We start from the raw sequence: 22,869 nt of genomic DNA on the forward strand, positions 1-22,869 counted from the left end.
GGGGCATTTGTCAGGAGGTCCGGCTCCCGGTCTCAGCACGTCTGGAGCCGGGCCTCCACCTTTTAATGCGGGCCGGCAGTGGCGCCGCGGGGCAGCACGAAGGCGGCCACCGGATATCCGGTGGCCGCCTTCGCAGTCTCAGAAGCCGATGAGACTAGACGCCGTAGGAGCGAAGGGACCCGACAATGCGGCCCGACCCCTCCACTGCCCTCCCAAGGTATTTTCTAGGACAGACCTCCAAGCGACTGCCACCAAGCCATGAGCTCATCATCAACCGGTCCCTGCAGTTCGGCCTTGGCCTCAGCCTCCGCCTCGCGGATCGAGTTCTCTGTCGCTTGGTGAACCTCATCCTTGTTGCGTTCGCCGTTTTTGATCCAGCCGGGCATGACCTGTTCCATGTTGTTATCGGCCTGAATAATTTCCGGGTGCTGTTCAGCCCTCTGCAAGTCGCCGTAAACCTGGCGGAGTGCGGCGGGCCGCTCCAGCGCTGATACGCGCTGCCCGGAAATGGCGAGGCCTGAAGGAGTCTTGTAGCCGTGCCGCAGTGCCACCTGTACGACCGAAGCAAGATCATGGGACTCCATGACAGGTTCCCAGTCAAGCCGGTCCAGATTGACGTCGTGCTCATTGAACATCTCAAAGTCTTTTTCACTGAACTGAGGCGTCCAGGTAAGCCGACCATTCGGCTCGATACGATAAAGCATTTTGGCCCCTTCAGCTTGTCCATAAACCGGAGGATACCGGCGAGGTCCACGCTATCGGACGCGGGTCATCAACGAAGGGCAGGCCTTTGGGGTTAGGGAGCAAGCGTGTCGCACGCAGTTTGCCCGTATGTTTGCGGACCGGTCGAGTTCGCGGACTGAGCAGCTGGCCAGAAGTATTCATGCAAAGCAAATGGCCGGCCCCCGGAGGGACCGGCCTTTGCTGTAACTGATTCTTGCGGAGTGTGTGCGGACTATGCCCGCTTTAGCCGCGTGATCTGGCTAGACGCCGTAGTAGAGCTCGAACTCGTAGGGGTTCGGGCGCAGGGACAGCGGGCGGATCTCGTTCTCGTACTTGTACTCGATCCAGGTGTCGATCAGGTCCTGGGTGAACACGCCACCGGCCTGCAGGAACTCGTTGTCCTCACGGAGGGCCTCCAGGGCTTCCTCGAGGGTACCCGGAGCCTTGGGGATGTCCTTGGCTTCCTCGGCGGGGAGTTCGTAGAGGTCCTTGTCAATCGGAGCCGGCGGTTCAATGCGGTTGCGGATGCCGTCGATGCCGGCCATCAGCTGGGCAGCGAACGCCAGGTACGGGTTGGACGAGGGGTCCGGAGCGCGGAACTCGATGCGCTTGGCCTTCGGGTTGGTGCCCGTGATCGGGATACGGATACCGGCGGAGCGGTTGCCCTGGGAGTAGACCATGTTGACCGGGGCTTCGAAGCCCTTGACCAGGCGGCGGTAGGAGTTCACGGTGGGGTTCGTGAACGCCAGCACAGCGGAAGAGTGCTTCAGCAGGCCGCCGATGTACCAGCGGGCGGTGTCGGACAGGCCGGCGTAACCCTTCTCGTCGTAGAACAGCGGCTGGCCGCCGGTCCACAGCGACTGGTGGCAGTGCATGCCCGAGCCGTTGTCACCGAAGACGGGCTTCGGCATGAAGGTCACGGACTTGCCCCAGGCATCGGCGGTGTTCTTGATGACGTACTTGAACTTCTGCAGGTCATCGGCAGCGTGGGTAAGGGTGGTGAACTTGTAGTTGATTTCAGCCTGGCCGGCGGAACCGACTTCGTGGTGGCTGCGCTCTACCTCAAGGCCGGCTTCATCCAGGGCCACGCACATGGCGTCGCGCAGGTCAGCCTGCTTGTCTGTGGGGGAGACCGGGAAGTAACCGCCCTTGACGGGGGTCTTGTAACCGAGGTTTCCGCCCTCTTCCTCGCGGCCGGTGTTCCAGTGGGCTTCTTCAGAATCGATCTTGTAGAAGCTGCCCTGCGGGGAGGACTGGTACTGGACGTTGTCGAACACGAAGAACTCGGCTTCGGGAGCGAAGAACGCGGTGTCTGCGATGCCCGTGGATGCCAGGTAGGCTTCGGCCTTCTCAGCCACGCCGCGCGGGTCGCGGTGGTAGGGGTCACCCGTGCGGGGGTTGACGATGGAGAAGTTCAGCGCGAGGGTCTTCTCCATGCGGAAGGTGTCCAGGAACGCGGTGGTGACGTCCGGGATCAGCTGCATGTCGGATTCGGCAATGCCCTGGAAGCCGCGGATGGAGGAACCGTCGAAGAGTTGGCCGTTGATGAAGAAGTCGGCGTCAACACTCTTGGCGGGGACGTTGAAGTGCTGCTGGACGCCCGGAAGATCGGTGAAGCGGATATCGACGAATTTAATATCTTCGTCCTTGATGAACTTGAGGACTTCGTCCGCAGTCTTGAACATCTATGCTCCTAACGCATATGTAAATATCTGGCGTGCAGCCATCTGATCCAGCGCAATCCGAAGGCAGGGAGAACTCAAGGTTTTCCCTGCTGAAGGTATTGCTTGAAACTGCTAACAGCCTATGGACGCGGCATTTCCCGTCCGTGTCCGCATTGTTTCGGGCAGGTTACAGAATGCCCTGATAAAGCAACGCTATCCGGAGTCCACAGTGTGGTCGACCGGCATCCACGATCCGGGCGCACCGGCGCCGGGCCAGCCGGTAAACTTGGACGGTGGTAGATCGCAAAGACATCGGCTCATGGCTCAGCGGACCGGACACCTCCGGCATTTCGAAATATCCCGGCGAAAGGCTGGGCCTGCCCGAGTCCGGTCCCGGCTCCATAGCGCGGGCAGGACGGCGGATTGCGGCGATCATGATCGACTGGGCCATCGCGCTGCTCATCAGCAACTTTGCCTTCGACGGGAATTCCTGGGCCACCCTGGGCGTCTTTGCCGTCGAACAGATCCTCCTTGTCGGGACCCTTGGCTACAGCATCGGCCACCGCGCGGCAGGCATTTCCGTGGTGAGGCCCGACGGCGGAGCCCCGGGGCCGCTGGCGGCGCTGGTACGGACCGTGCTGCTTTGCCTCGTGGTGCCCGCGGTGATCTTCGATCCCGACCAGCGGGGCCTCCACGACAAGGCGATGAACACGCTGCTCGTCCGGCGATAGAAGGTCCGCTCCGGCGCTGGAGGCTGCCCCTCCTGTACTCGTCAGGCGTGGGTGGACTCCATGGCCGGCATGCCGTTCGCCGGAGCCGGAGCGGTGCTTAGGTACCCGCGCTTGCCCGCCCAGCGTTCGAACAGGATGGTGGCGAACGGGAAAACAGCGGAGGCGCCAGCGAACAGTGCCACCAGGAAAGGCCAGCGCTGCAGCCGCCACAGGGCCAGTGCCGCAATGCCATACCCAATAAACAGTGCGCCGTGAATTGGCCCGGCCACCTGGACGCCGATTTCCGTGGTGCCGGCAATCCACTTGAAGTACATGCCGGCCAGCAGTGCGGCCCAGCTGAAGGCTTCGGCGACGGCGAGGATCCGGAAAGCGCGGATTACTGCGTTCCTGAGGGGCATGGGGATTTCCTGTCCTGTGAGAGGGCGTTGGCCGGAGGTTTGGCGGGCAAAAAAACGCCCCGGCGGTCGGCTGGAAGCCGGTACCGGGGCGCCTTCAGGTCTAGCGTCCGCGGTTGGGACGGGCCTTGTAGGGGTCGATGCCCTTGGGGATTGGCAGCCGGTTTCCGAGCGAAGCGATCCGCTTGGACACGGCGTTGACCTCAAGCTTGGTCAATTCCTTCTTCAGCTTGCCCATCTTCTTGGCGACCTGGCTGAGCGGCACCTGGCCCTCGCCGCGGCCGCTCTCGATGACGTGGACGGTGACGTTGGGCAGGATCCGCGCGAGGCGCTTGCGCTCGGCGTCCAGCAGCGGCTTAACCCGGTGGCTGGGACCTTCACTGACCAGCACGACGCCGGGACGGCCGATGGCACGGAACACGGCATCCTGCGTGCGGGGGTTGACAGCGACGGGCTGCTCTTCGGTGATCCAGCCGCGGCGGAGGGTTCCCAGGGCGGCCCCGGAGGCACCGGGCTGGTTTTCGATCTGGGCGAAGGCTGCACGTTCAGCACGCCGCGAGAGGATCAGCGTGGCGCCCAGTAGGCCGAGCGGGATGCCGATGATCAGGCCGGTGATCCAGTTCTCCAGCCAGAAGCCCACGAGGAAGCTCACAGCCACGACTCCAAGGAAGACCAGCAGCATCAGCCATGGCACCATGGGGTCGTGCCGGCGGGTCATGTTGAAGACTTCGCGGATCTGCTTGAGCCGGCTGGGCTTCTTAACCTTCGCCTCTTTTGGCTTGCGCGAGAAGAGGCCGCGCTTCACTGCGCTTGAGCCCGCCGGAGTGGAGTTGCTGGAGTCAGGGGATTTCGCCATAGTGCCTCAATTCTACGTGACTAAAGCCCAAGGGCCGGACGCCGGAATCTTCCTGTGCCCGGCCCTTGGGCCCTATGTGCGGTCCCAGGGACGGCAGGTTACGAGTGTGCTGCCAGGAGGGTGCTGGCTTCCTGGCGGGTGGTGCCGGAGTCCTGGATGCCGTCGGCGATGTGGGCGAGTTCGGCGGGGATGTCGCGGCCTTTTTTGCGCATTGCGGTGGCCCAGAGCCGGCCGGCGCGGTAGGAGGAGCGGACCAGGGGCCCGGACATGACGCCGAGGAAGCCGATCTCTTCGGCTTCGTGCTGGAGGTCAACGAATTCCTGGGGTTTGACCCAGCGGTCCACGGGCAGGTGCCGTTCGGACGGGCGCAGGTACTGGGTGATGGTGATCAGGTCGCAGCCGGCGGTGTGCAGGTCGCGGAGGGCCTCGGAGATTTCCCCGCGGGTTTCGCCCATGCCCAGGATCAGGTTGGACTTGGTGACCATGCCCAGGTCCCGACCCTGGGTGATGACGTCCAGGGAGCGTTCGTAGCGGAATGCCGGACGGATGCGCTTGAAGATCCTTGGCACGGTCTCGACGTTGTGGGCGAACACCTCCGGCCTGGAGTCGCAGATCGCGGCGATGTGTTCGGATTTGCCGGAGAAGTCCGGGATGAGCAGTTCCACCCCGGTGCCGGGGTTCAGTTCGTGGATCTTGCGGACCGTTTCGGCGTAGAGCCAGACGCCTTCGTCTTCCAGGTCGTCCCGGGCCACGCCGGTGACGGTGGCGTAGCGCAGCTGCATGGCCTGGACCGAGCGGGCCACCTTGGTGGGTTCGAACCTGTCCACGGGGGAGGGTTTGCCGGTGTCGATCTGGCAGAAGTCGCAGCGGCGGGTGCATTCGGAGCCGCCGATCAGGAAGGTGGCTTCCTTGTCTTCCCAGCATTCGAAGATGTTGGGGCAGCCGGCCTCTTCACAGACGGTGTGCAGGCCTTCCTTTTTCACCAGGTTCTTCAGCCCGACGAACTCCGGGCCCATCTGGACCTTGGCTTTGATCCAGTCCGGCTTCCGCTCCACCGGGGTGGCCGCGTTGCGCTGCTCAATCCGCAGCATCTTCCGGCCTTCAGGTGCCAATGTCACAGTAGAGCTCCTTCGGGGCTTAAAACGAGTGCTTCCTGGTGCTTGCGGAATTCTTCCACAATGCGGTCAATGATGTGGGCCGGGCGGATGTCCTGTCCCGTTTCCTGCGACATGGTGGTCACCCCGGCGTCAGTGATGCCGCAGGCGATGATCTGCGCGTAGGGCGCCAGGTCGTTGCTGCAGTTGATGGCGATGCCGTGCATGGTGACGCCGTTGAGGACCCGGATCCCGATGGCGGCGATCTTCCGGTCCGGTCCCTTGGCATCGGCCCTTACCCAGACGCCGGCCCTGCCCTTGATGCGTTCAGCCCTGATGCCGTATCCATCCATGACTGCGATCATGATGGCTTCCAGGCGCTCAACGTAATCCCGGATCCCGGACCGGTTCTTCAGCTTGAGGATGGGGTAGGCAATCAACTGGCCTGGGCCGTGCCAGGTCAGCTTGCCTCCGCGGTCAACCGCCACCACGGGCGTGCCGTCGAATGGCCGCTCGTGGTCTTCGGTGAGTTTGCCGGCTGTGTAGACGGCGGCATGTTCCAGCAGCAGTACAGTGCTGGGAGCCTCGCCGGCGACTACTTTGTCATGGAGTTCGCGCTGGATGTCCCAGGCTTGCTGGTAATCGACGAAGTCGGGGGCAAGACCCAGCTGGGAAAACTCAAGAGTCATGGCATCCAGCTTAGACCCCGCAGCGCCGCGTTCCCGGTTTAGTGTTCAACCTCACCACCGTCCGAAAGACCGGCCTCCCACGCTGCAGCGCCTGTGGATAACTTCTGCACGCCGGAGCGGATTCGGCTAGACATAGTGGATGGATGATGTGCAGGCTCCAGAAGTTCCGGGCTACGTTGTGGGGCGGTTGCTCGGCCATGGCGGCAGCGCTTCGGTTTGGCTGGCTACGGAGCAGCGGACGGGGCGGGACTTTGCCCTGAAGTGCTTTCACCCGGCCCCGGGCGGAGTGCGGGGCAGGGAAGGCCTGTCCGAAGATGAAGTAAAACGGGAAATCCGGATTCTGTCCGTCCTGGACCACCAGCATCTCATCAAAGCCCACGATGCCCTTCGGCTGGAACGGGTCCCGGACGCCGGCACCGCCCTGGTCATGGACTACGCCTCCGGCGGCTCACTTGCCCAACTCCTGGCGGCCCGGGGCAGGCTCAGCGTGGGGGAAACGGTCACCGTGCTGACGCCGATAGCGCAGGCCCTGGCGTACCTGCACGGTAACGGCTTCACCCATTCAGATGTCTCGCCCGGCAACGTGCTGTTCACCGGCCAGGGCAAACCCATGCTCTCCGATGTCGGCATCGCGCGGATGCTGGGTGAACCCGCCCCGGCGGAAAGCACCGGGACCCCTGGTTTCCTGGATCCTGCGCCCGTGGATGCGGTGCGCGCCGGCCTCCAGCCCGAGCGTGACGTCTATTCCGTGGCCGCGCTCGGCTGGTACTGCCTGACGGGGGAGGCGCCTGCCAGGTCCGCGGACCGCCCGCCACTGTCACTTCTCGTCCCGGAGGTGCCACAAGAACTTGCCGCCGCCCTGGAGTCGGGGCTCCACGAGGACCGGCGGCTCCGGCCCACTGCCTCCGCGTTTGCAACCGCCATTTACCGCAGTGCCTCGCCCCGGCCCGTTGACCTCGCAGCCGCCGTCCATCCCACGGTCATTCCGGAACTGCTGACACGAAGGCACGTTCCGCCGTCGTCCTCCCCAAACCGGTTCAGGGAGAAAGCCGACAGCCTGCACAGGCGGCTGGTTACACGCAGTTGGCCAGGCGGGCGGACAACAGCGCACAGGCTGCCGTTTCCGCAGACCGGTGAGCCCCTTCCCCGCGGCGGGAAACATGCGGGCACATTGCCCGGTGCCGCATCTTTCCGCCGAAGAATGCTGCGCATCGGCCTGCCCGCCGTAGCCGTCCTCACCATTGCCGGCGCCTGGCCGCTGGCGGGGGCGGGGCTGGGTGGTTCTTTGTTGCCTCCCGCCGAAAGTCCAGCGGGAGCCGTGGATGTCCCTGCGGGCACTTCGGGGCCAACGGCGCAAAGCCCGGATCCTGCAGGGGATGCCGACCCGGCACTGGCGGCCCGGCAACAGGCCGCGGCCACTGACCCCGCCCGGGCCCTGCCGGGCCTTGCTGCACTGCGGGACTATGCCTTCAGCAGTGGCAACCTGGAGTTGTTGGACGAGGTCAACGCTGATGGTTCCCCCGCCGCGGCAGCAGACAGGCAGACCGGGGACAGGCTTCGAAGCTCGGGGCTTGTCCTGGCCGGGTTCACCAGTTCTTTGTCCGGCGTGACTGCGGAAGATGGTGCAACGGCAGCCCGGGCGGTGGTCCGCGCCATTTCGTCCACCTCGGCGTATGAGGAGAAGGATGCCAGGGGTTCCGTCCTTGCGACAGGTGCCGCCGGCGCCGGCCAGCCCCTTCGACTGGTCCTGGTATCCGTGGACGGCGCATGGCGGATCAGCGAAATCCTGCCGGGACCCTGATCCGCCCCGGCTGCAGCGGGGATAGGCCGGCCTTGGCCGAGCGGCGCCTTCTCCTCTTGCTAGCCCTTGTCTTTCCGGACGACCCACTGTGCGGCCTGCGCCAGCGCAGGATGTTGCCACTGGAAGCCGGCGGCCGACAGTACGGCCGGCTCCATCCGCTGGCTGGACAGCAACAGCTCCTCCGCAAGGTCCCGCATCACGAGCCGCAGCGCAAAGGCGGGAACGCGCAGCACGGCAGGGCGGTGCAGGGCATGTGCCAGTGCCGCCACGATGGCGTTGACGTCGGCGTCCTCGGGCGCGCACAGGTTGACGGGCCCGCTGACCGGGGTTTCCAGCAACAAGAGGAAGGCTGCAGACACGTCCGGCAGGGTGACCCAGGGCCAGAACTGCCTGCCGTTGCCGAACGGCCCGCCTACTCCGAGGCGCAGCAACGGAAGGAGCCTGCCCAGGGCACCGCCGGAACGGCTGAAGACCACCCCGGTCCGTGGCATCACTACGCGTACGCCGGCGGGAGCGGTTAACGCTGCAGCCTCCCACTCAACGCAGATCCGGGACAGGATGCCCGATCCGGGCGGTGCGGATTCGCGTAGAACCGTATTTCCGGCATCACCGTAGTACCCCGAACCGGACTGGCTGATGAAGACTGAAGGTGGGGAATCAAGCTGCCGCATCGCCTCCGTAAGGGCCTGCGTCGACCCCACCCGCGAATTGAACAGCTCGTCAACCCGCTTGCGTGTCCAGGGCCTGTCCCCGATCCCGGCACCGGACAGGTTAACGACGGCGCCAGCCCCGGCCAGTGCCCCGGGATCCAGTTGGCCGGCGGCCGGGTCCCAGCGGACTTCGGCTGCTGAAGCGGGCTCCCGCCGCACCAGGGTGACGACGTCATGTCCGGCGTTGCGGAAGGCTGCAGAGAGGGAGGTGCCGAGGAGCCCTGAGGCTCCTGCCATGACGATGCGCATGCTCCATCTCATCACGGCAACGGGCCGTGACACCTCCCGCAGGGCCGGGGGAGGGTTGACTATGATCGAACGATGACCTCTTCCAGCTACTTCCGTTTCCCGCATCTGCACGGCGATCTGGTCACTTTCGTGGCCGAGGACGACGTATGGATCGCGCCCCTGGGCGGTGGCCGTGCCTGGCGCGTTTCCGCGCTTCAGCTGCCCGCCCGCAACCCCCGTTTTACCCCGGACGGGAAAAAGCTGGTGTGGACGGTGGTGCAGGGAACGGCGCCGGAGGCAGTGTCTGCGGACGTTGACGGCGGCGGCTACCGGCAGCTGACCTACTTTGGGCACAGCACCACCCGGGTGAAGGGGTTCACCGCCGGCGGGTCAGTGGTGGTGACCAGTGCTTTCCGCCAGGCCGAGAGCCGTCACACGTACGCCTACAGCGTCCCGGTGGAGGGCGGCTGGGCCGAGGAGTTGCCGTACGGTCCTGTTGAGTCGGTGGCCTTCGGCCCGGAAGTAGGTGACGAGCGGCCGGTGGTGGTGGGCAGCGTACTGTCCCGCGAGCCGGCCTGGTGGAAGCGGTACCGGGGCGGCACTGCAGGAAAGTTGTGGATCGACGCCGACGGCAACGGGGAGTTCGAGCGCCTGGTGCCGGAACTTGACGGCAACCTCGCCGACCCCATGTGGGTTGACGGCCGCATCGCGTTCCTGTCCGACCATGAGGGCTACGGCAACCTGTATTCGGTGCTTCCCAACGGAAAGGACCTGCGCCGCCACACGGACCATGAGGACTTCTACGTCCGGCACGCCGCCACCGACGGGAAGCGAATCATCTTCGAATCCGCCGGCGAGCTGTGGGTGCTGCACGATCTTGGTTCGGATGCGGTGCGGCTGGAGATCACCCTGGGTTCAGCGTCGCAGTCCAGGCGCCCGGCCCTCCTGGCGACGTCGAAACACCTTGGCGCCGTGGTGCCGGACACCACCGGCGCGGCAAGCGCTGTGGAGGCCCATGGCACCATTCACTGGCTTCGGCACAAGGACGGGCCGTCGCGCATCATCGAGGCCACTCCGGGCGTCCGCGGCCGCCTGCCCAGACCGCTTGGCGACGGACGGATTGCCTACATCGCTGACCAGGACGGCGTGGAGGCACTCCACATCAGGGACATCGTGGCAACCGTGCCCCACACCACGGCGGGCGCCCGCGTGCCCGGAGACGTGACCATCGAAGCGCAGGGGACCGGTGCAACCGCCCCCGCACCCGGTCAGGATGAAGCCACACCATTGCCCCAGCCCGTCCCGGCGGCCGGAGCCGCGGTCCTGGCAGGAGGCAGCGCCTTTGTCCCCGCTCCGGACGATAAGCAGGCCGACGCACAGCAGGCAGACGTTGCCCCCGTGGACAGCACTTCCGGGGCCGAGGCACAGGCAGCCGCGCAGGACGGTTCGGAAGCAACGCGCATCGCCATCCCGGTGCCCTCCCGCGCCAGTTCGCTGGAGGCCAGCCCTGACGGACGCTGGCTGGCCCTGGGCACCTCCTTCGGTGAGGTGTATGTGGCTGACACCCGGACCGGCAGCTTCTCCCTGGTGGCCAGCATTGGCGAGGGCACCATTGCGGACCTGGCGTGGTCACCGGACTCACGGTGGCTGGTGTGGTCGGAGCCCGTCACGTCCTTTGGTTCGCGCAGCCGGCTACGGCTGGCCTCTATGGAGCGATCCGACGCCGCTCCCGTTGACGTTACGGACGGCCGCTTCTGCGACAAATCGCCTGCCTTCACGCCGGATGGCAAGTACCTTGCGTTCCTGTCCAACCGCAGCTTTGATCCGGTGTACGACGGCCATTCCTTTGACCTTTCATTCCCCAGCCCCATCAAGCCGTACCTGGTGGCACTCGCTGCCGGGACGCCGTCGCCATTCGGCCCGGACGTCGCCCCCGACGGGGACGAAACACCGGGTGACGGTGCTGACGAACCCACCTCCGCAGACGCGCCCAGGATACCGGAGGTCCTGGTGGACCCGGAGGGCCTGGCCCACCGCGTCATCAGCGTGCCCGTGCCGCAGGGCAACTACACCTCCCTGGAGGCCACCGACGGGGCGCTGCTGTGGCTCGACTGGGCCCTTGCCGGGGTCACCGGGGACGGCAAGGCCAGCCAGGACGACAAGGATGCCCGCCCCAGCCTGGTGCGGTTCGACCTCGGCCGGCGAAAGAAGTCCACGCTGGTGGACGCGCTGGACAGCTTCCGGCTCTCCGGGGACCGTACCAAGGTGGTGCTGATCTCGGACAAGCAGGTGCAGGCAGTTCCCTCCGATGCCAAGGCCGATGAGGAGTCCGGAAAGCTGGTCAAGGTGGACCTCGGCAGGATCCGCGTCATGATGGATCCCCTCAGTGTGTGGGGCCAGGCATTCGATGAGGCCTGGCGGCTGCAGCGGGACTTCTTCTGGGCCGAAGACATGGCAGGCCAGGACTGGGAATCGATCCACCGGCGCTACCGTCCGCTGGTGGACCGCCTGGGGTCGCACGACGACCTGGTGGACCTCCTCTGGGAGCTGCACGGCGAGCTGGGAACCTCGCACGCCTATGTCCGTCCCGCCGCCGTTACGGAAAACGGCAGCCAGGGGCAGGGCCGGCTCGGCGCAGACCTCGCCCACACCCCCTCCGGCTGGGAAATCACACGGATCCTCGCCGGCGAATCCTCCGACCCGCTGGCCACTTCACCCCTGACCAGGCCGGGTGTGGACGCCAAGGCGGGGGACATCCTGCTCGCGATCGACGGCGTCCCGCTCACCGCGTCCGTTACGCCCGCCATGCAGCTGGTGGGGGCGGCAGGCCGCGCCGTGGAGCTCACGCTTCTCAACGGTGCCGGGCACAGTGATGCCGCCGGCACCCAGCGCCGCGTCGCCGTCGTTCCCGTGAAGGACGAAGAACGCCTGCGGTACCAGGAATGGGTGGCGTCGAACCGGCGGACTGTCCGGGAAGCGTCGGCAGGAACCTTCGGCTACCTCCACATTCCGGACATGATGGCCAACGGGTGGGCTCAGCTGCACCGGGACCTGGATACGGAAACCGCATTGGACGGCCTGATCGTGGACGTCCGGCGGAACCGAGGAGGGCATACGTCCCAGCTCGTGGCCGAACTGATCGGCCGCAAGGTCACCGGCTGGAGCATGCCACGCGGGGAAAAGCCGCGCACGTACCCGCACCACGCGCCGCGCGGACCGGTTATTGTCCTGGCAGACGAATTCGCCGGTTCAGACGGCGACATCATCACCCAGGTGTCCAAGCTGCGGGGGATCGGCCCCGTCATCGGAACCCGAACCTGGGGCGGTGTGGTGGGCATCGACAACAGGTTCGCCCTGGCTGACGGTACCGGTGTGACCCAGCCCCGCTACGCCAACTGGTTCAGCGGGGGCGTGGGCTGGAGCGTCGAAAACTACGGGGTGGACCCTGACATCGAAGTGACATACCCGCCGCACGCCTACGCCGCCGGCCGGGACCCCCAGCTGGAGTACGGCATCGGCGCCCTGAAGGAAATGATCCAGGAACTGCCCACGGACCGGCCACCTGCACGCGAAGGCTACCGGCGGCTCCGCCCGGCGCCGCTGCCTGCACGCCGGCAGGGGAGCTGAAGCCCCCGCTGAGGCTTGAGGCGGCAACGCGAAAGGCCCTGCCTGACCGGAATATTCCGGCCGGGCAGGGCCTTTCGCGTTGTAGCCTGCGTCAGATCAGGACTGCAGCGTGGCGTCCAGGGTGATGTCGATGCTGGCGAGGGCGCCGGAAACAGGGCAGCCCACCTTGGCTTCGCCTGCGATCTTCTGGAATTCGTCCTCGGAAATACCGGGTACCTTGGCGGACATGGTGAGGTGGCTGCCGGTGATACCAGTGCCCGGGACAAACGTCACATCGGCCTTGGTGTTGACTTCCTCCGGCGAGTGGCCCGCTTTGGCGAGTTCGTTGCTGAAGGCCATGGAGAAACACGCGGCATGGGCAGCGGCGATGAGTTCCTCCGGGCTGGTCTTGCCGTCGGCCGCTTCAGTGCGTGCCTTCCACGTGACATCGAAGGTGCCCAGGCCTGAGGTGGCCAGGCTGGTGGTTCCGGAACCTTCCGTCAGGTTGCCGTTCCATACTGCATTTGCTGAACGCGTTGCTGCCATGTTCACTCCTCAGATTTGATGAATACCGGGGCCGGCTGGTGCCCGGACCCGCCGTTTTCCATCCTAGGGACTTAGCCCCGGGCATGCACCAGCTGTCCGCTCCCGGTGGATTATGACCATCGGGAGCGGAGCAGGTCAGTTCCAGATGGTGGCAATGGCGATGTTGAGCAGCGCGAGTCCGCCCACGCCGTGCGCGAGGCCCTTGCTGATGCCCTCGCCCTTTTTGTACTTGCGGCTGCCGATGAATGCCAGCACGCCCACGGCCAGGCCAATGGCGAACTTAATGCCGAGCTTGAAGTAGTTGGCATCCATGTCCAGCGCGGGGATGAGACCCATCAGTGCTACGCCGGTGAGGAGCTGCAGCATGGCGCCGTCAAATTGGCGCGGGTGGATGGTGGGCTTCTTCATCTGGCCGATCCAGATGCCCACGATCATGGCCGCGCCGACGATGTGCAGGAAAACCACGATGTTATAGACGATGTTCATGGGACCAGTGTAACCAGTTGTTCTACGGCTGGTAGTAAGGCTGGGTTTCCGCTGTTGCTGCTCACCGCGCCTTAAACGACGACGGCGGTGCAGGCCATGCGGTGGTCTCCCACCGCTGCCTGCACCGCCGTCGCGCGTTTTAGCCTGCTACAGCCCCAGGTCCGCTTCGAAGGCGCCTTCTTCGAGGCGGACCTTCAGGGTCTGGAGGAAACGGCCGGCGTCTGCGCCGTCCACCAAGCGGTGGTCGTATGTCAGCGACAGGTACATCATGGAGCGGATGGCGATCGAATCGTCACCGTTTTCATCAGCAACCACAACGGCGCGCTTGACGATGGCGCCCGTTCCCAGGATGCCCACCTGGGGCTGGTTGATGATCGGGGTGTCGAACAGTGCGCCCACTGAGCCGATGTTGGTGATGCTGAACGTGCCGCCGGACAGCTCATCCGGGCCGATCTTGCCGTCGCGGGTGCGTCCTGCAACATCAGCAATCTTGCCGGCGAGTCCTGCAAGGTTCAGGTTGCCGGCGTCGTTGATGACCGGAACCAGCAGGCCCTTGTCAGTATCGACGGCGATCGCCAGGTGCTCGGCATTGTGGTAGGTGATCTCCTGCTTGTCCTCGTCGTACGCAGCGTTGAGCTTGGGGTGCTGCTTGAGGGCCTCGGCAACAGCCTTGGCGATGAACGGCAGGAAGGTCAGCTTGACGCCGTTCTGCGCCTGGAACGAGTTCTTGGCACGGGCGCGGAGCTTGGCGACCTTTGTCATATCCACTTCGTGGACCTGCGTCAGCTGCGTGGAGATCTCCAGCGATTCGCGCATGCGGCGGGCGATGACCTGGCGGATGCGCGGGGCCTTCTGGGTGGTGCCGCGCAGTGAGGAAACCGCGGCGTTGGATGCTGCGGGAGCGCCGGATGCTGCCGGTGCGGCCGGAGTTGCCGAAACAGGTGCGGCCTTGGCCTCGGCTGCGGCGATCACGTCCTGCTTACGGATGCGGCCGCCGACGCCGGTGCCGGAGAGGGATGCAATGTCCACGCCGTGCTGGTTGGCCAGCTTGCGGACCAGCGGGGTTACGTAGCCGGATTCGGATCCGCCGTTCGCCGGTGCGGCCTCGGCTGCTGCCGGGGCAGGTGCGGGAGCGGGGGCAGCCTCGGGTGCTGCCTGCTTCGGGGCTTCGGCCTTCGGTGCTTCCTGGGCGGGAGCAGCCTGCGGTGCCTCTGCTTTCGGTGCTTCCGGTGCGGGTGCTTCCTTGGGTGCCTCGGCGGGAGCGGCGGCAGCGCCGGAACCAATAACGGCCAGGACGGAGCCGACCTCTGCGGTCTCGTCCTCGCTGACGCGGATTTCCTGGAGCGTGCCGGCTACGGGTGAGGGAATCTCTGTGTCCACCTTGTCGGTGGATACTTCCAGCAGGGGTTCGTCAACTTCAACGGTGTCGCCCACTGCCTTGAGCCAGCGGGTGACGGTGCCTTCCGTGACGCTCTCGCCCAGGGCGGGGAGCGTAACTTCGTGGCCTTCGCCGCCGCCGGCCGCGGGGGCATCCTGGGCGGGTGCTTCCTGGGCAGGTGCCTCTTCAGCCGGTGCTGCAGGGGCTTCCTGTGCCGGTGCTTCTTCAGCGGGAGCCGCGGCGGGGGCTTCTTCGGCCGGGGCAGCGGAGCCATTGGCGGAGCCGTCACCGATGCGGACCAAGGGGGCGCCCACCTCGGCCGTCTCGTCTTCAGCGACCAGGATTTCCTCAATCACGCCAGCTACAGGAGAGGGGATTTCAGTGTCTACTTTGTCGGTGGAGACTTCGAGCAGCGGCTCGTCCACCTCTACCCGGTCACCTACCTGCTTGAGCCAGCGGGTGACGGTTCCTTCGGTGACGCTCTCACCGAGGGCGGGCAAGTTAACGGATTCAGACATGTCGTCCCCGTTCTCCTTATTGATCTTTAATGCGAATGAATGCTGCCTAATTGTGAGCCTAGTGCACCCGCTCTCTCGCGCCGGGTGCACCAGGCTCGGTGGTGCTGGGGAAAACTAGCCGTGAAGCGGCTTGCCCGCGAGCGCCAGATGGGCTTCGCCCAGGGACTCGTTCTGCGTGGGGTGGGCGTGCAGCAGCTGGGCCACATCCTCCGGGTAGGCCTCCCAGTTCACGATCAGCTGGGCCTCGCCCACCTGCTCGCCCATGCGGGCGCCGATCATGTGGACGCCCACCACGGGGCCGTCCTTCTGGCGGACCAGCTTGACCAGGCCGGACGTGCCCAGGATGGAGCTCTTGCCGTTCCCGGCGAGGTTGTATTCCTGAGTCTGCACCTGGTCCTCGCCGAACTTCTCCTTGGCGGCCTTTTCGGTGTAGCCCACGGTGGCTATTTCGGGTTCCGAGTAGGTGACCTTGGGGATGTTGATGTCCTCGACGATCACCGGCTTCAGGCCGGCGATTTCCTCGGCCACGAAGATGCCCTGCTGGTAGCCGCGGTGCGCCAGCTGCACACCGGGAACGATGTCGCCCACTGCGTAGATGTTGCCGACGCCGGTGTGCAGGCGCTCATTGGTGATCACGAAGCCGCGGTCGATGGTGATGCCGGCTTCCTCGTAGCCCAGGTTGGCAGTGACGGGGCCACGGCCCACGGCGACCAGGAGGAGGTCCGCCTCGAACGTCTTGCCGTCCACCAGGGTGACCTTCACGCCGTCGTTGTTCTGCTCAACGCCCTGGAAGAAGACACCGGTGGAGAACTTGATGCCGCGCTTCTTGAACGCACGCTCGAAGTTCTTGACGATGGTGGCGTCCTCATTGGGAACCAGTGAGGGCAGGCCCTCCACGATGGTGACGTCCACGCCGAACGACTTCCAGACGGATGCGAACTCGACGCCGATCACGCCGCCGCCCAGGATGATGGCGCTCTTGGGGATGTAGTCCATGGTCAGGGCCTGGTCCGAGGTGATGACCTTGCCGCCGATTTCCAGGCCCGGAAGGGAGCGGGAGTAGGACCCCGTGGCCAGGAGGATGTTCTTGCCCTTGTAGGCGGTGCCGTTCACCACGACGGTGTCAGTGCCCTGGAGCTTGCCTTCACCCTCGATGACGGTGATGCCCTTGGACTTGATGAGTCCCTGCAGGCCCTTGTACTTGCCGGCAACAATGCCGTCCTTGTACGCATTGACGGCGTTGATGTCGATGCTGTCCAGGGTGACGTTCACGCCGTACTTGGCGGAGTCACGTGCATGGTCGGCGAGCTCTGCAGAGTGCAGCAGCGCCTTGGTGGGGATACAGCCGTTGTGGAGGCAGGTGCCGCCCAGTTTTGCCTTCTCCACGAGGCCGACGGTAAGGCCAAGCTGTACGGCCCGCAGTGCGGCGGCGTATCCGCCGCTGCCGCCACCGAGTACCAGGATGTCGAATTCTTGCGCAGTTGCCTGATCGGCCACTTAAACGCTCCCTCGCGTGAACGATGACGCGATCCTGCGCATCATCTGGTCTTGGAACTTGCACTGCCGTGATTATGTCAGCAGGGCAACTCTCTTGCATTTGTGACTACCGTGGTTCACCTTAGCGAACCACTTATCCATGCTCCACCTTGGCACAGTGTTTGTGGAGCGCTTTGTGTCGAGTGTCACGCGGCTTTGTGGCGGAGGAATCACCCTTCTGCCACAAAGCCGCGCGGCACCCGGGCCGGGGCAGGCCTCAGGCCGCAGCAGCCAGGATGTCCTCCACATACGCCACCAGGGTGCGGACGGTGCAGCCTGTTCCCTGCTTATGGGTGTAGCCGTAGGGGCTTCCGTTGTTAAAGGACGGCCCGGCGATGTCGATGTGGGCCCAAGGGATCTGCTCGCCGTCCTTGTCCTTGCCGACGAACTCCTGCAGGAAGACAGCGGCAGTCATCATGCCGCCGTGGCGTTCGCCAATGTTGGCCAGGTCCGCCACCTGGGAGTCGAGGCTGGGTCGCAGTTCCTCTGGCAACGGCATGGGCCACACCAGTTCGCCGGCACGGTCGGCCGCGGTTTTCAGGGCAGCCGTGACACTCTCCGAGCCCATGACGCCTGCGGTCCGATTGCCCAGGGCAATCAGCTGCGCGCCGGTGAGAGTTGCGACGTCGATGATGGCGTCCGGGTACTCGCGGCTTGCCGCGACAATGCCGTCGGCCATCACCAGGCGGCCTTCAGCGTCGGTGTTCAGGACCTCAACGGTCTTGCCGCCGAACATGGTGAGGACATCCGCCGGCCGGGATGCAGCGCCCGACGGCATGTTTTCCGCGATGCAGAGCCAGGCGGTGGCCTTGACCGGCAGCCCCAGGCCGGCGAGGGCCAGGACACTGTTAAGGACGACGGCGGCGCCCGCCATGTCGCTCTTCATGTCACCCATGCCAAGGGCCGGCTTGATGGAAATTCCGCCGGTGTCAAAGGTGATTCCTTTACCGACCAGGGCGATCTTCGACGCCGCCTTGGCGGGGGAGTATTCCACCTTGACCAGGCGGGGCTGGCGGGCCGAGCCCTTGCCGACGCCCATGATGCCGCCGAACCCTTCCTTTTCCAGCCGCTTCTCGTCCCAGACAGTCACCTTGACCGGCAGGCCCTTCGCCAGTTCCTTTGCCGCCTCCGCGAACGTTTCGGGGTAGAGGTGGCTGGGCGGCTGGTTAACGAGTGACCGGGTGGCGTTGACGGCCTTGCCGATCAGCGCGGCACGCTTCAGGGCGGCGCCGAGTTCCTTCTGGTCGGCAACTTCGGTGACGATCACGGCGTTGCGGACCGGATCCTTCAGCCCGTCCCGGGAGGACCGGAACTCGGTGAAGGAATAGGCTCCCAGGGCGGCACCTTCGGCCACTGCGGCCACGTCGGCTGCGGACGCCGTCGGAAATGCCAGGGCAACGGTGGCGAGGCCGGCCAACTGGCGGACGGCGGAGCCTGCAGCACGGCGGAGCGATTCACCGGTGAGCGGAGCGCCGGCTGCTACCTTGCCAACGCCGGCAAGGACCAGGATCCCCGCGCCGGTTTCGGGCAGGCCGGGCAGCCGGACGATCTGGTCTGCCGCACCTGTCACGCCGAGTGACTTGAGGGAATCGGTGATGGCTTCTGCGGACTTTGCGGTGAGCGGGTTCTCCAGGAGGAACGGCCCGTCAGTTCCCTGTCCCACGCCGATGACCACTGCGTCGCTGGGGCTCTTCTTCAGGTCGCGGGAGAGGGTACTAAGGTTGATTTCAGTATTCTTGACCACAGGGATGAGTCCTCAATTCTCGAAAGATGGTACGGGCAGGGATGCATGTTCGGCGCTCTGCCATGGATGCCCGGATGCCGCCGTTTGGGGTGCCGTCCGGGGATGTGCAAGCCCGTCTGGCAGGCCAGTTCCGATCGTAGCCCTTCGGCGCCCCGGTGGCAGAATCTTCTGAGACGTGCGCCACAGGCGCCGCCGGAATGTCCCGCTGCCCGCCTGCGTTGTAATTGATGTCCACCCGCACCTACGAAAGGAACATGCCGTGCTTGAACGGATCTCCGGCTCCCTGCTGGACCCTGACGCGCTCTATGCGAGCAACATTGAGCTGTTCCATAGCCCCGAACTCCGCGGGCTGAATCTGGTGATGGGCTTTACCGGGTTCGCCGACGCCGGGCACGTGGTGAAGCAGATCAATGCCGAACTACTGGACTCGCTCGATGCCCAGCCCGTCGCAGTGTTTGATGCGGACCAGCTGATCGATTACCGGTCGCGCCGGCCGCATCTCACCTTCGTCGAGGACCACCTGCAGGATTACCAGGAGCCGCGGCTGGCGCTCTACCGGCTGGTTGACGGCCTGGGTAAACCCTTCCTCCTGCTGGCAGGGTTTGAACCGGACCTCCAGTGGGAGCGGTTCGCCCGCGCCGTGGTGGGCATCGTGGAGAAACTCGACGTCAACCTGGTCGCCTGGATCCACTCCATTCCGATGCCGGTTCCGCACACCCGTCCCGTGGGGGTCACGGTGCACGGCAACAGGCCGGAGCTGATTGAAGGCATTTCGGTGTGGAAGCCCACCGTTGAGGTCCCCGCGGCTGTGGGGCACATCCTGGAACTCCGCCTGGTGGAGGCCGGGCGCAATGTAGCCGGTTATGTCATCCACGTCCCCCACTACCTGGCGGAAGCGGAGTACCCCACCGCCGCCGTCGCCGGCCTGGAATACCTGGGTGCGGCAGCGTCCCTCATGCTGCCCACGGACAGGCTGCGGGAAGCAGGGCGGGAAGTCAGCCGACAGATCGCCGAGCAGGTCGATGCCTCCGAGGATGTGCAGCAGGTGGTGTCCCGCCTGGAGACCCGCTACGACGAAAAGGCTGATGGCATGGTGAGGCGTTCACTCCTGGCCGACGAAAATGACGAGCTTCCCAACGCCGATGTGCTCGGAGCGGCGGTGGAGGCGTACCTCGCCCGGGAGAACCCCACGCAGTAGGCCCTGCAGCAGCCGGCTTGGAGCTGCAGGGGGTGCTCCCGGCGATGCGGGCATAATGAAGACGTGACTGCACCCCGCGCATGGCTGATCTGGACCGTTGGAATCTTCGGGTACCTGGTGGCCGTGTCGCAGCGCACGTCGTTTGGCGTCGTGGGTCTCGAGGCCACGGAGCGGTTCAACGCCAGCGCGTCGGCCATCTCGTTCTTCACGGTCCTGCAGCTCCTGGTGTACGCGGGGCTCCAGATTCCCGTGGGTCTCCTGGTGGACAGGTTCGGCTCGCGCGCCATGATCGCCGGCGGCGCCGTCCTGATGGGGCTGGGACAGCTCCAGCTCGCCTTCGCGGACAGCATCCCCGGCGGAATCCTGGGCCGGGTGCTGGTGGGTGCGGGGGACGCCATGACGTTCATCTCGGTCATCCGCCTGATTCCATTGTGGTTCGCCCCGGGGCGCGTGCCCCTGGTAACCCAGCTGACGGGCATGACCGGCCAGTTGGGCCAGCTGGTCAGCGTCATTCCATTCGCCTTCGTCCTTCACACGGTCGGCTGGACCCCGGCGTTCCTGATGCTGGCCGGGATGTCGGCACTCGCCACTGTCCTGGTGGTAATCCTCCTGAAGGACGTCCCGCCTGGCACCGGGCGGCCGCAGGCCCACCAGGGGCTGAAGGCCACGGGAGTTTCACTGGCCCGCGCCTGGCGCCAGCCGGGAACGCGGCTGGGCATGTGGAGCCACTTCACGATCCAGTTCAGCGGCACGGTGTTCGCCATGACCTGGGGCTACCCCTTCCTGATCTCCGGCCAGGGCTTGGCCGCCGGTACTGTTGCCGGCCTGATGGGGCTGTACGTGGCCGCCGGCATAGCGGTGGGGCCGTTCATCGGGCGTTTTGTCTCGCGGCACCCGCTGCGGCGTTCCACCATGGTCCTGCTGATTGCCGGCGCCACGGCCACGGCGTGGGCCGCCGTCCTGCTGACCCCGGGACCGGCACCACTGTGGCTCCTGGCAGGTTTGGTGGTGGCGCTTGCCATCGGCGGACCTGGTTCCATGATCGGCTTTGATTTCGCCCGGACGTTCAACCCGGCGCACCGGATCGGCACTGCAACCGGCATCGTGAACGTCGGCGGATTCATCGCCGCCCTCATTGCGATCTTCCTGATTGGGCTGGTGCTGGACGTCCTGTACGCCAGCGGATTCTCCAACGGAAACCTCTATGGGCTGGACGCGTTCCGGATAGCCCTGAGCGTCCAGTTCCTGCTGCTCGGCTCGGGGGCTGCCGCCATGCTGGTGTGCCGGCGGAAGGTGCGTCGCCAGATGGCCGCGCAGGGCGTTGTGGTCCCGCCCCTCCGGGCCGCACTGGCGCGGCAACGCCGTGAAAACCTCGCCCGGCGCCGGCAGACCTCGCCCAACGACAGCGACCGCGACTAGTCCTCCACCGGACGTGGATCCGCACATAGCCAAAGTTCCTGCGGACCCGGGGCGCACGACGGCGAATGCTGGATCCATGACAGCTCCAGAGAAACTGATAATTTCCGGACCGGCAGACATCCTCGGGTTCATTCCCCACTCGCTGGGGTATTGGCCGGCCGACAGCCTTGTTGCCATGACACTCCACGGTAAAAGGGCCGGTGCAACGCTTCGGCTGGACCTCCCGGGGCGGGAGGTCCTGGCCGCACCCGGAAAATTCCTGCGGGCCGTCCAGCGCTATCTCCAGGCAGACAAGGACGCCGACGGAACCTTGCTGGCGTTTTTCACCAGCAACGGCGGCGCCACGGCGACGTCCACGTACGACGGTTTGCTGGCCGGTCTGGACTCCATGCTTTCAAGGGCGGGGATGCCGGTCCGGGACGCCTGGTATGTCGGGGATGATTACTGGCGGGATGCCTGGTGCACGGATGTTTCCTGCTGCCCCCTGCCCGGCCGGTCCGTCCAGGAAATCAGGGACAGCGCCCTGAATGCCGAGATGGTGTACCGGGGCAGCAGCGTGGGCCCGGCCCCGGAACGGCAACCCGCCGCTGTCCGGCCTGTTCCAAGCCTCCACCGGGCTGCTGTCCTCGAGGCCCAAGCAGGATGGGCCGGGGAACTGGACCTTCGGTGGGGGAGCAGGGCCCAGCTCCGGGCCGTTCTTGACCTGTGGGAGGCCATCTTGAGCCGGCCGGAGGGGGAGCCATGGCTCCCTGAGGCGGAGCGCGACGGATTTCTGCGCGCATCCCTGATGGTGCCGGCCTGGCGCGACGCGGTCATGGTTATGGCGGTGGCAGGAAAAGCTGCCGCCGAGGCCGGTGCTGACCGGTTTGGAATCCTGGACGACGGGAACCAGCTTGAGCCTGTGTGCCCGCCAACAGAGTGGCCCGATAGCGACTCCAGGCCCGGTGCAGACAGGGACGGCCAGCTGGCAGGGGCAAGGCCGGCGAACAACCGCGCTGTTGATGCCACAGGTGCTGGTGGCGACAATTCCGGACGTACCAGTTCCGGTTACGCCGAAGTGCTGATGGGACTCAACCCCGCGGTGCCGGATTGGGCCCGCCTCGACTCACTGGACCGGCTCCTCGAGCAGCTCGCGGCGTTGGGAGGCCCTGCGGCGGCGGCAGCCCTGACAATCCGCGGCTGGATCGCATGGTGCCGCGGCCGCGGCTCCTACGCGGCCTCGTACCTGGGGGAAGCCCTGGAAACCGAACCGGGATACCGCCTTGCAGAACTCCTGCTGGAGGTGGTGGGCCGGGGAGCCATCTGCGGCTGGGCCGCGCGGAAAGAAGCCGCCTGGCAAAAGTTTGGCCCGGAGACGGCCGCCGCCGCCGGGAAGGAGCCCGGCGGCAGGGCTTAGGCAGCCCGGGGGTCCGATGGAGAAGGCCCATGGCGGTGCGTGAATGACGGGGAGGCCCGATTTGACGAAAACATGAGACAATGGATGCCGAGACCCGGTTGGGTCCGTGTATCGAGTGCTTGTAGTAGTGCCCCTTGGGGAACATTACAGC

The 22,869-nt window shown here is 65.6% G+C and carries 18 protein-coding genes; 6 read left to right on the forward strand and 12 right to left on the reverse strand.

Annotated features, from left to right (window positions below; genetic code table 11):
* Window positions 1–224 precede the first annotated feature (224 nt).
* Both NXY83_RS08265 and glnA read right to left on the reverse strand, forming a co-directional pair.
* Window positions 225–704, reverse strand: a complete 480-nt coding sequence (locus NXY83_RS08265) for a hypothetical protein (RefSeq protein WP_258805602.1) — start codon at window positions 702–704, stop codon at window positions 225–227.
* A gap of 279 nt (window positions 705–983) precedes the next feature.
* Window positions 984–2,408, reverse strand: coding sequence for a type I glutamate--ammonia ligase (gene glnA, locus NXY83_RS08270; RefSeq protein WP_258805603.1), 1,425 nt, complete (start codon window positions 2,406–2,408; stop codon window positions 984–986).
* 272 nt (window positions 2,409–2,680) lie between these two features.
* Between glnA and NXY83_RS08275 the strand changes: the two genes are divergently transcribed.
* Window positions 2,681–3,118: an RDD family protein gene (locus tag NXY83_RS08275; protein WP_258805605.1), complete on the forward strand. Its 438-nt coding sequence runs from the start codon at window positions 2,681–2,683 to the stop codon at window positions 3,116–3,118.
* A 41-nt stretch (window positions 3,119–3,159) separates the two neighbouring features.
* Here the strand turns inward: NXY83_RS08275 and NXY83_RS08280 are convergent, their stop codons facing one another.
* The 4 genes from NXY83_RS08280 to lipB all read right to left on the reverse strand — a co-directional run bounded on the left by NXY83_RS08280 (window position 3,160) and on the right by lipB (window position 6,152).
* Window positions 3,160–3,516: a DUF3817 domain-containing protein gene (locus tag NXY83_RS08280; protein WP_258805606.1), complete on the reverse strand. Its 357-nt coding sequence runs from the start codon at window positions 3,514–3,516 to the stop codon at window positions 3,160–3,162.
* A gap of 100 nt (window positions 3,517–3,616) precedes the next feature.
* Window positions 3,617–4,369, reverse strand: coding sequence for a DUF4191 domain-containing protein (locus tag NXY83_RS08285; protein WP_258805607.1), 753 nt, complete (start codon window positions 4,367–4,369; stop codon window positions 3,617–3,619).
* A gap of 98 nt (window positions 4,370–4,467) precedes the next feature.
* Window positions 4,468–5,487 (reverse strand): lipoyl synthase, encoded by a 1,020-nt coding sequence (gene lipA / locus NXY83_RS08290; RefSeq protein WP_258805609.1) that lies wholly within the window; start codon window positions 5,485–5,487, stop codon window positions 4,468–4,470.
* On the reverse strand, window positions 5,484–6,152 hold the full coding sequence (gene lipB, locus NXY83_RS08295) for a lipoyl(octanoyl) transferase LipB (RefSeq protein ID WP_258805611.1): 669 nt from the start codon (window positions 6,150–6,152) through the stop codon (window positions 5,484–5,486). The genes lipA and lipB overlap by 4 nt, the downstream gene beginning before the upstream one ends.
* A 139-nt stretch (window positions 6,153–6,291) precedes the next feature.
* Between lipB and NXY83_RS08300 the strand changes: the two genes are divergently transcribed.
* Complete coding sequence (locus NXY83_RS08300; RefSeq protein ID WP_258805612.1) at window positions 6,292–7,953, forward strand: serine/threonine-protein kinase; 1,662 nt, start codon at window positions 6,292–6,294, stop codon at window positions 7,951–7,953.
* 59 nt (window positions 7,954–8,012) lie between these two features.
* Here the strand turns inward: NXY83_RS08300 and NXY83_RS08305 are convergent, their stop codons facing one another.
* The gene (locus NXY83_RS08305) at window positions 8,013–8,912 is read right to left on the reverse strand and encodes a TIGR01777 family oxidoreductase (RefSeq protein ID WP_258805613.1); all 900 of its coding nucleotides are present in this window, start codon (window positions 8,910–8,912) and stop codon (window positions 8,013–8,015) included.
* A 72-nt stretch (window positions 8,913–8,984) separates the two neighbouring features.
* Here NXY83_RS08305 and NXY83_RS08310 point away from each other — a divergent pair, with 72 nt between their 5' ends.
* Window positions 8,985–12,518, forward strand: coding sequence for a S41 family peptidase (locus NXY83_RS08310; protein ID WP_258805614.1), 3,534 nt, complete (start codon window positions 8,985–8,987; stop codon window positions 12,516–12,518).
* Window positions 12,519–12,614: 96 nt separating this feature from the next.
* Here the strand turns inward: NXY83_RS08310 and NXY83_RS08315 are convergent, their stop codons facing one another.
* The 5 genes from NXY83_RS08315 to NXY83_RS08335 all read right to left on the reverse strand — a co-directional run bounded on the left by NXY83_RS08315 (window position 12,615) and on the right by NXY83_RS08335 (window position 18,705).
* Entirely contained in the window at window positions 12,615–13,043 is a 429-nt protein-coding gene (locus NXY83_RS08315; RefSeq protein ID WP_258805615.1) for an OsmC family protein, read from the reverse strand.
* A 135-nt stretch (window positions 13,044–13,178) separates the two neighbouring features.
* The gene (locus NXY83_RS08320) at window positions 13,179–13,529 is read right to left on the reverse strand and encodes a hypothetical protein (RefSeq protein ID WP_258805617.1); all 351 of its coding nucleotides are present in this window, start codon (window positions 13,527–13,529) and stop codon (window positions 13,179–13,181) included.
* A gap of 147 nt (window positions 13,530–13,676) precedes the next feature.
* Window positions 13,677–15,425 (reverse strand): 2-oxoglutarate dehydrogenase, E2 component, dihydrolipoamide succinyltransferase, encoded by a 1,749-nt coding sequence (sucB, locus tag NXY83_RS08325; protein ID WP_258805619.1) that lies wholly within the window; start codon window positions 15,423–15,425, stop codon window positions 13,677–13,679.
* 114 nt (window positions 15,426–15,539) lie between these two features.
* Entirely contained in the window at window positions 15,540–16,922 is a 1,383-nt protein-coding gene (gene lpdA, locus NXY83_RS08330; protein WP_258805620.1) for a dihydrolipoyl dehydrogenase, read from the reverse strand.
* Between the two features lie 256 nt (window positions 16,923–17,178).
* Window positions 17,179–18,705: a leucyl aminopeptidase gene (locus NXY83_RS08335; protein WP_258805621.1), complete on the reverse strand. Its 1,527-nt coding sequence runs from the start codon at window positions 18,703–18,705 to the stop codon at window positions 17,179–17,181.
* A 259-nt stretch (window positions 18,706–18,964) separates the two neighbouring features.
* On the opposite strand from NXY83_RS08335, the gene NXY83_RS08340 reads away from it, so the two are divergent.
* From NXY83_RS08340 to NXY83_RS08350, 3 genes are all read left to right on the forward strand, one after another.
* Complete coding sequence (locus NXY83_RS08340; protein WP_258805622.1) at window positions 18,965–19,903, forward strand: proteasome assembly chaperone family protein; 939 nt, start codon at window positions 18,965–18,967, stop codon at window positions 19,901–19,903.
* A 63-nt stretch (window positions 19,904–19,966) separates the two neighbouring features.
* On the forward strand, window positions 19,967–21,322 hold the full coding sequence (locus tag NXY83_RS08345) for an MFS transporter (protein ID WP_258805623.1): 1,356 nt from the start codon (window positions 19,967–19,969) through the stop codon (window positions 21,320–21,322).
* A 76-nt stretch (window positions 21,323–21,398) separates the two neighbouring features.
* The gene (locus NXY83_RS08350; RefSeq protein WP_258805624.1) at window positions 21,399–22,718 is read left to right on the forward strand and encodes a DUF4192 domain-containing protein; all 1,320 of its coding nucleotides are present in this window, start codon (window positions 21,399–21,401) and stop codon (window positions 22,716–22,718) included.
* The last annotated feature ends 151 nt before the right edge of the window (window positions 22,719–22,869 follow it).

Source organism: Pseudarthrobacter sp. NS4, from assembly GCF_024758005.1.
Lineage (GTDB): Bacteria > Actinomycetota > Actinomycetes > Actinomycetales > Micrococcaceae > Arthrobacter.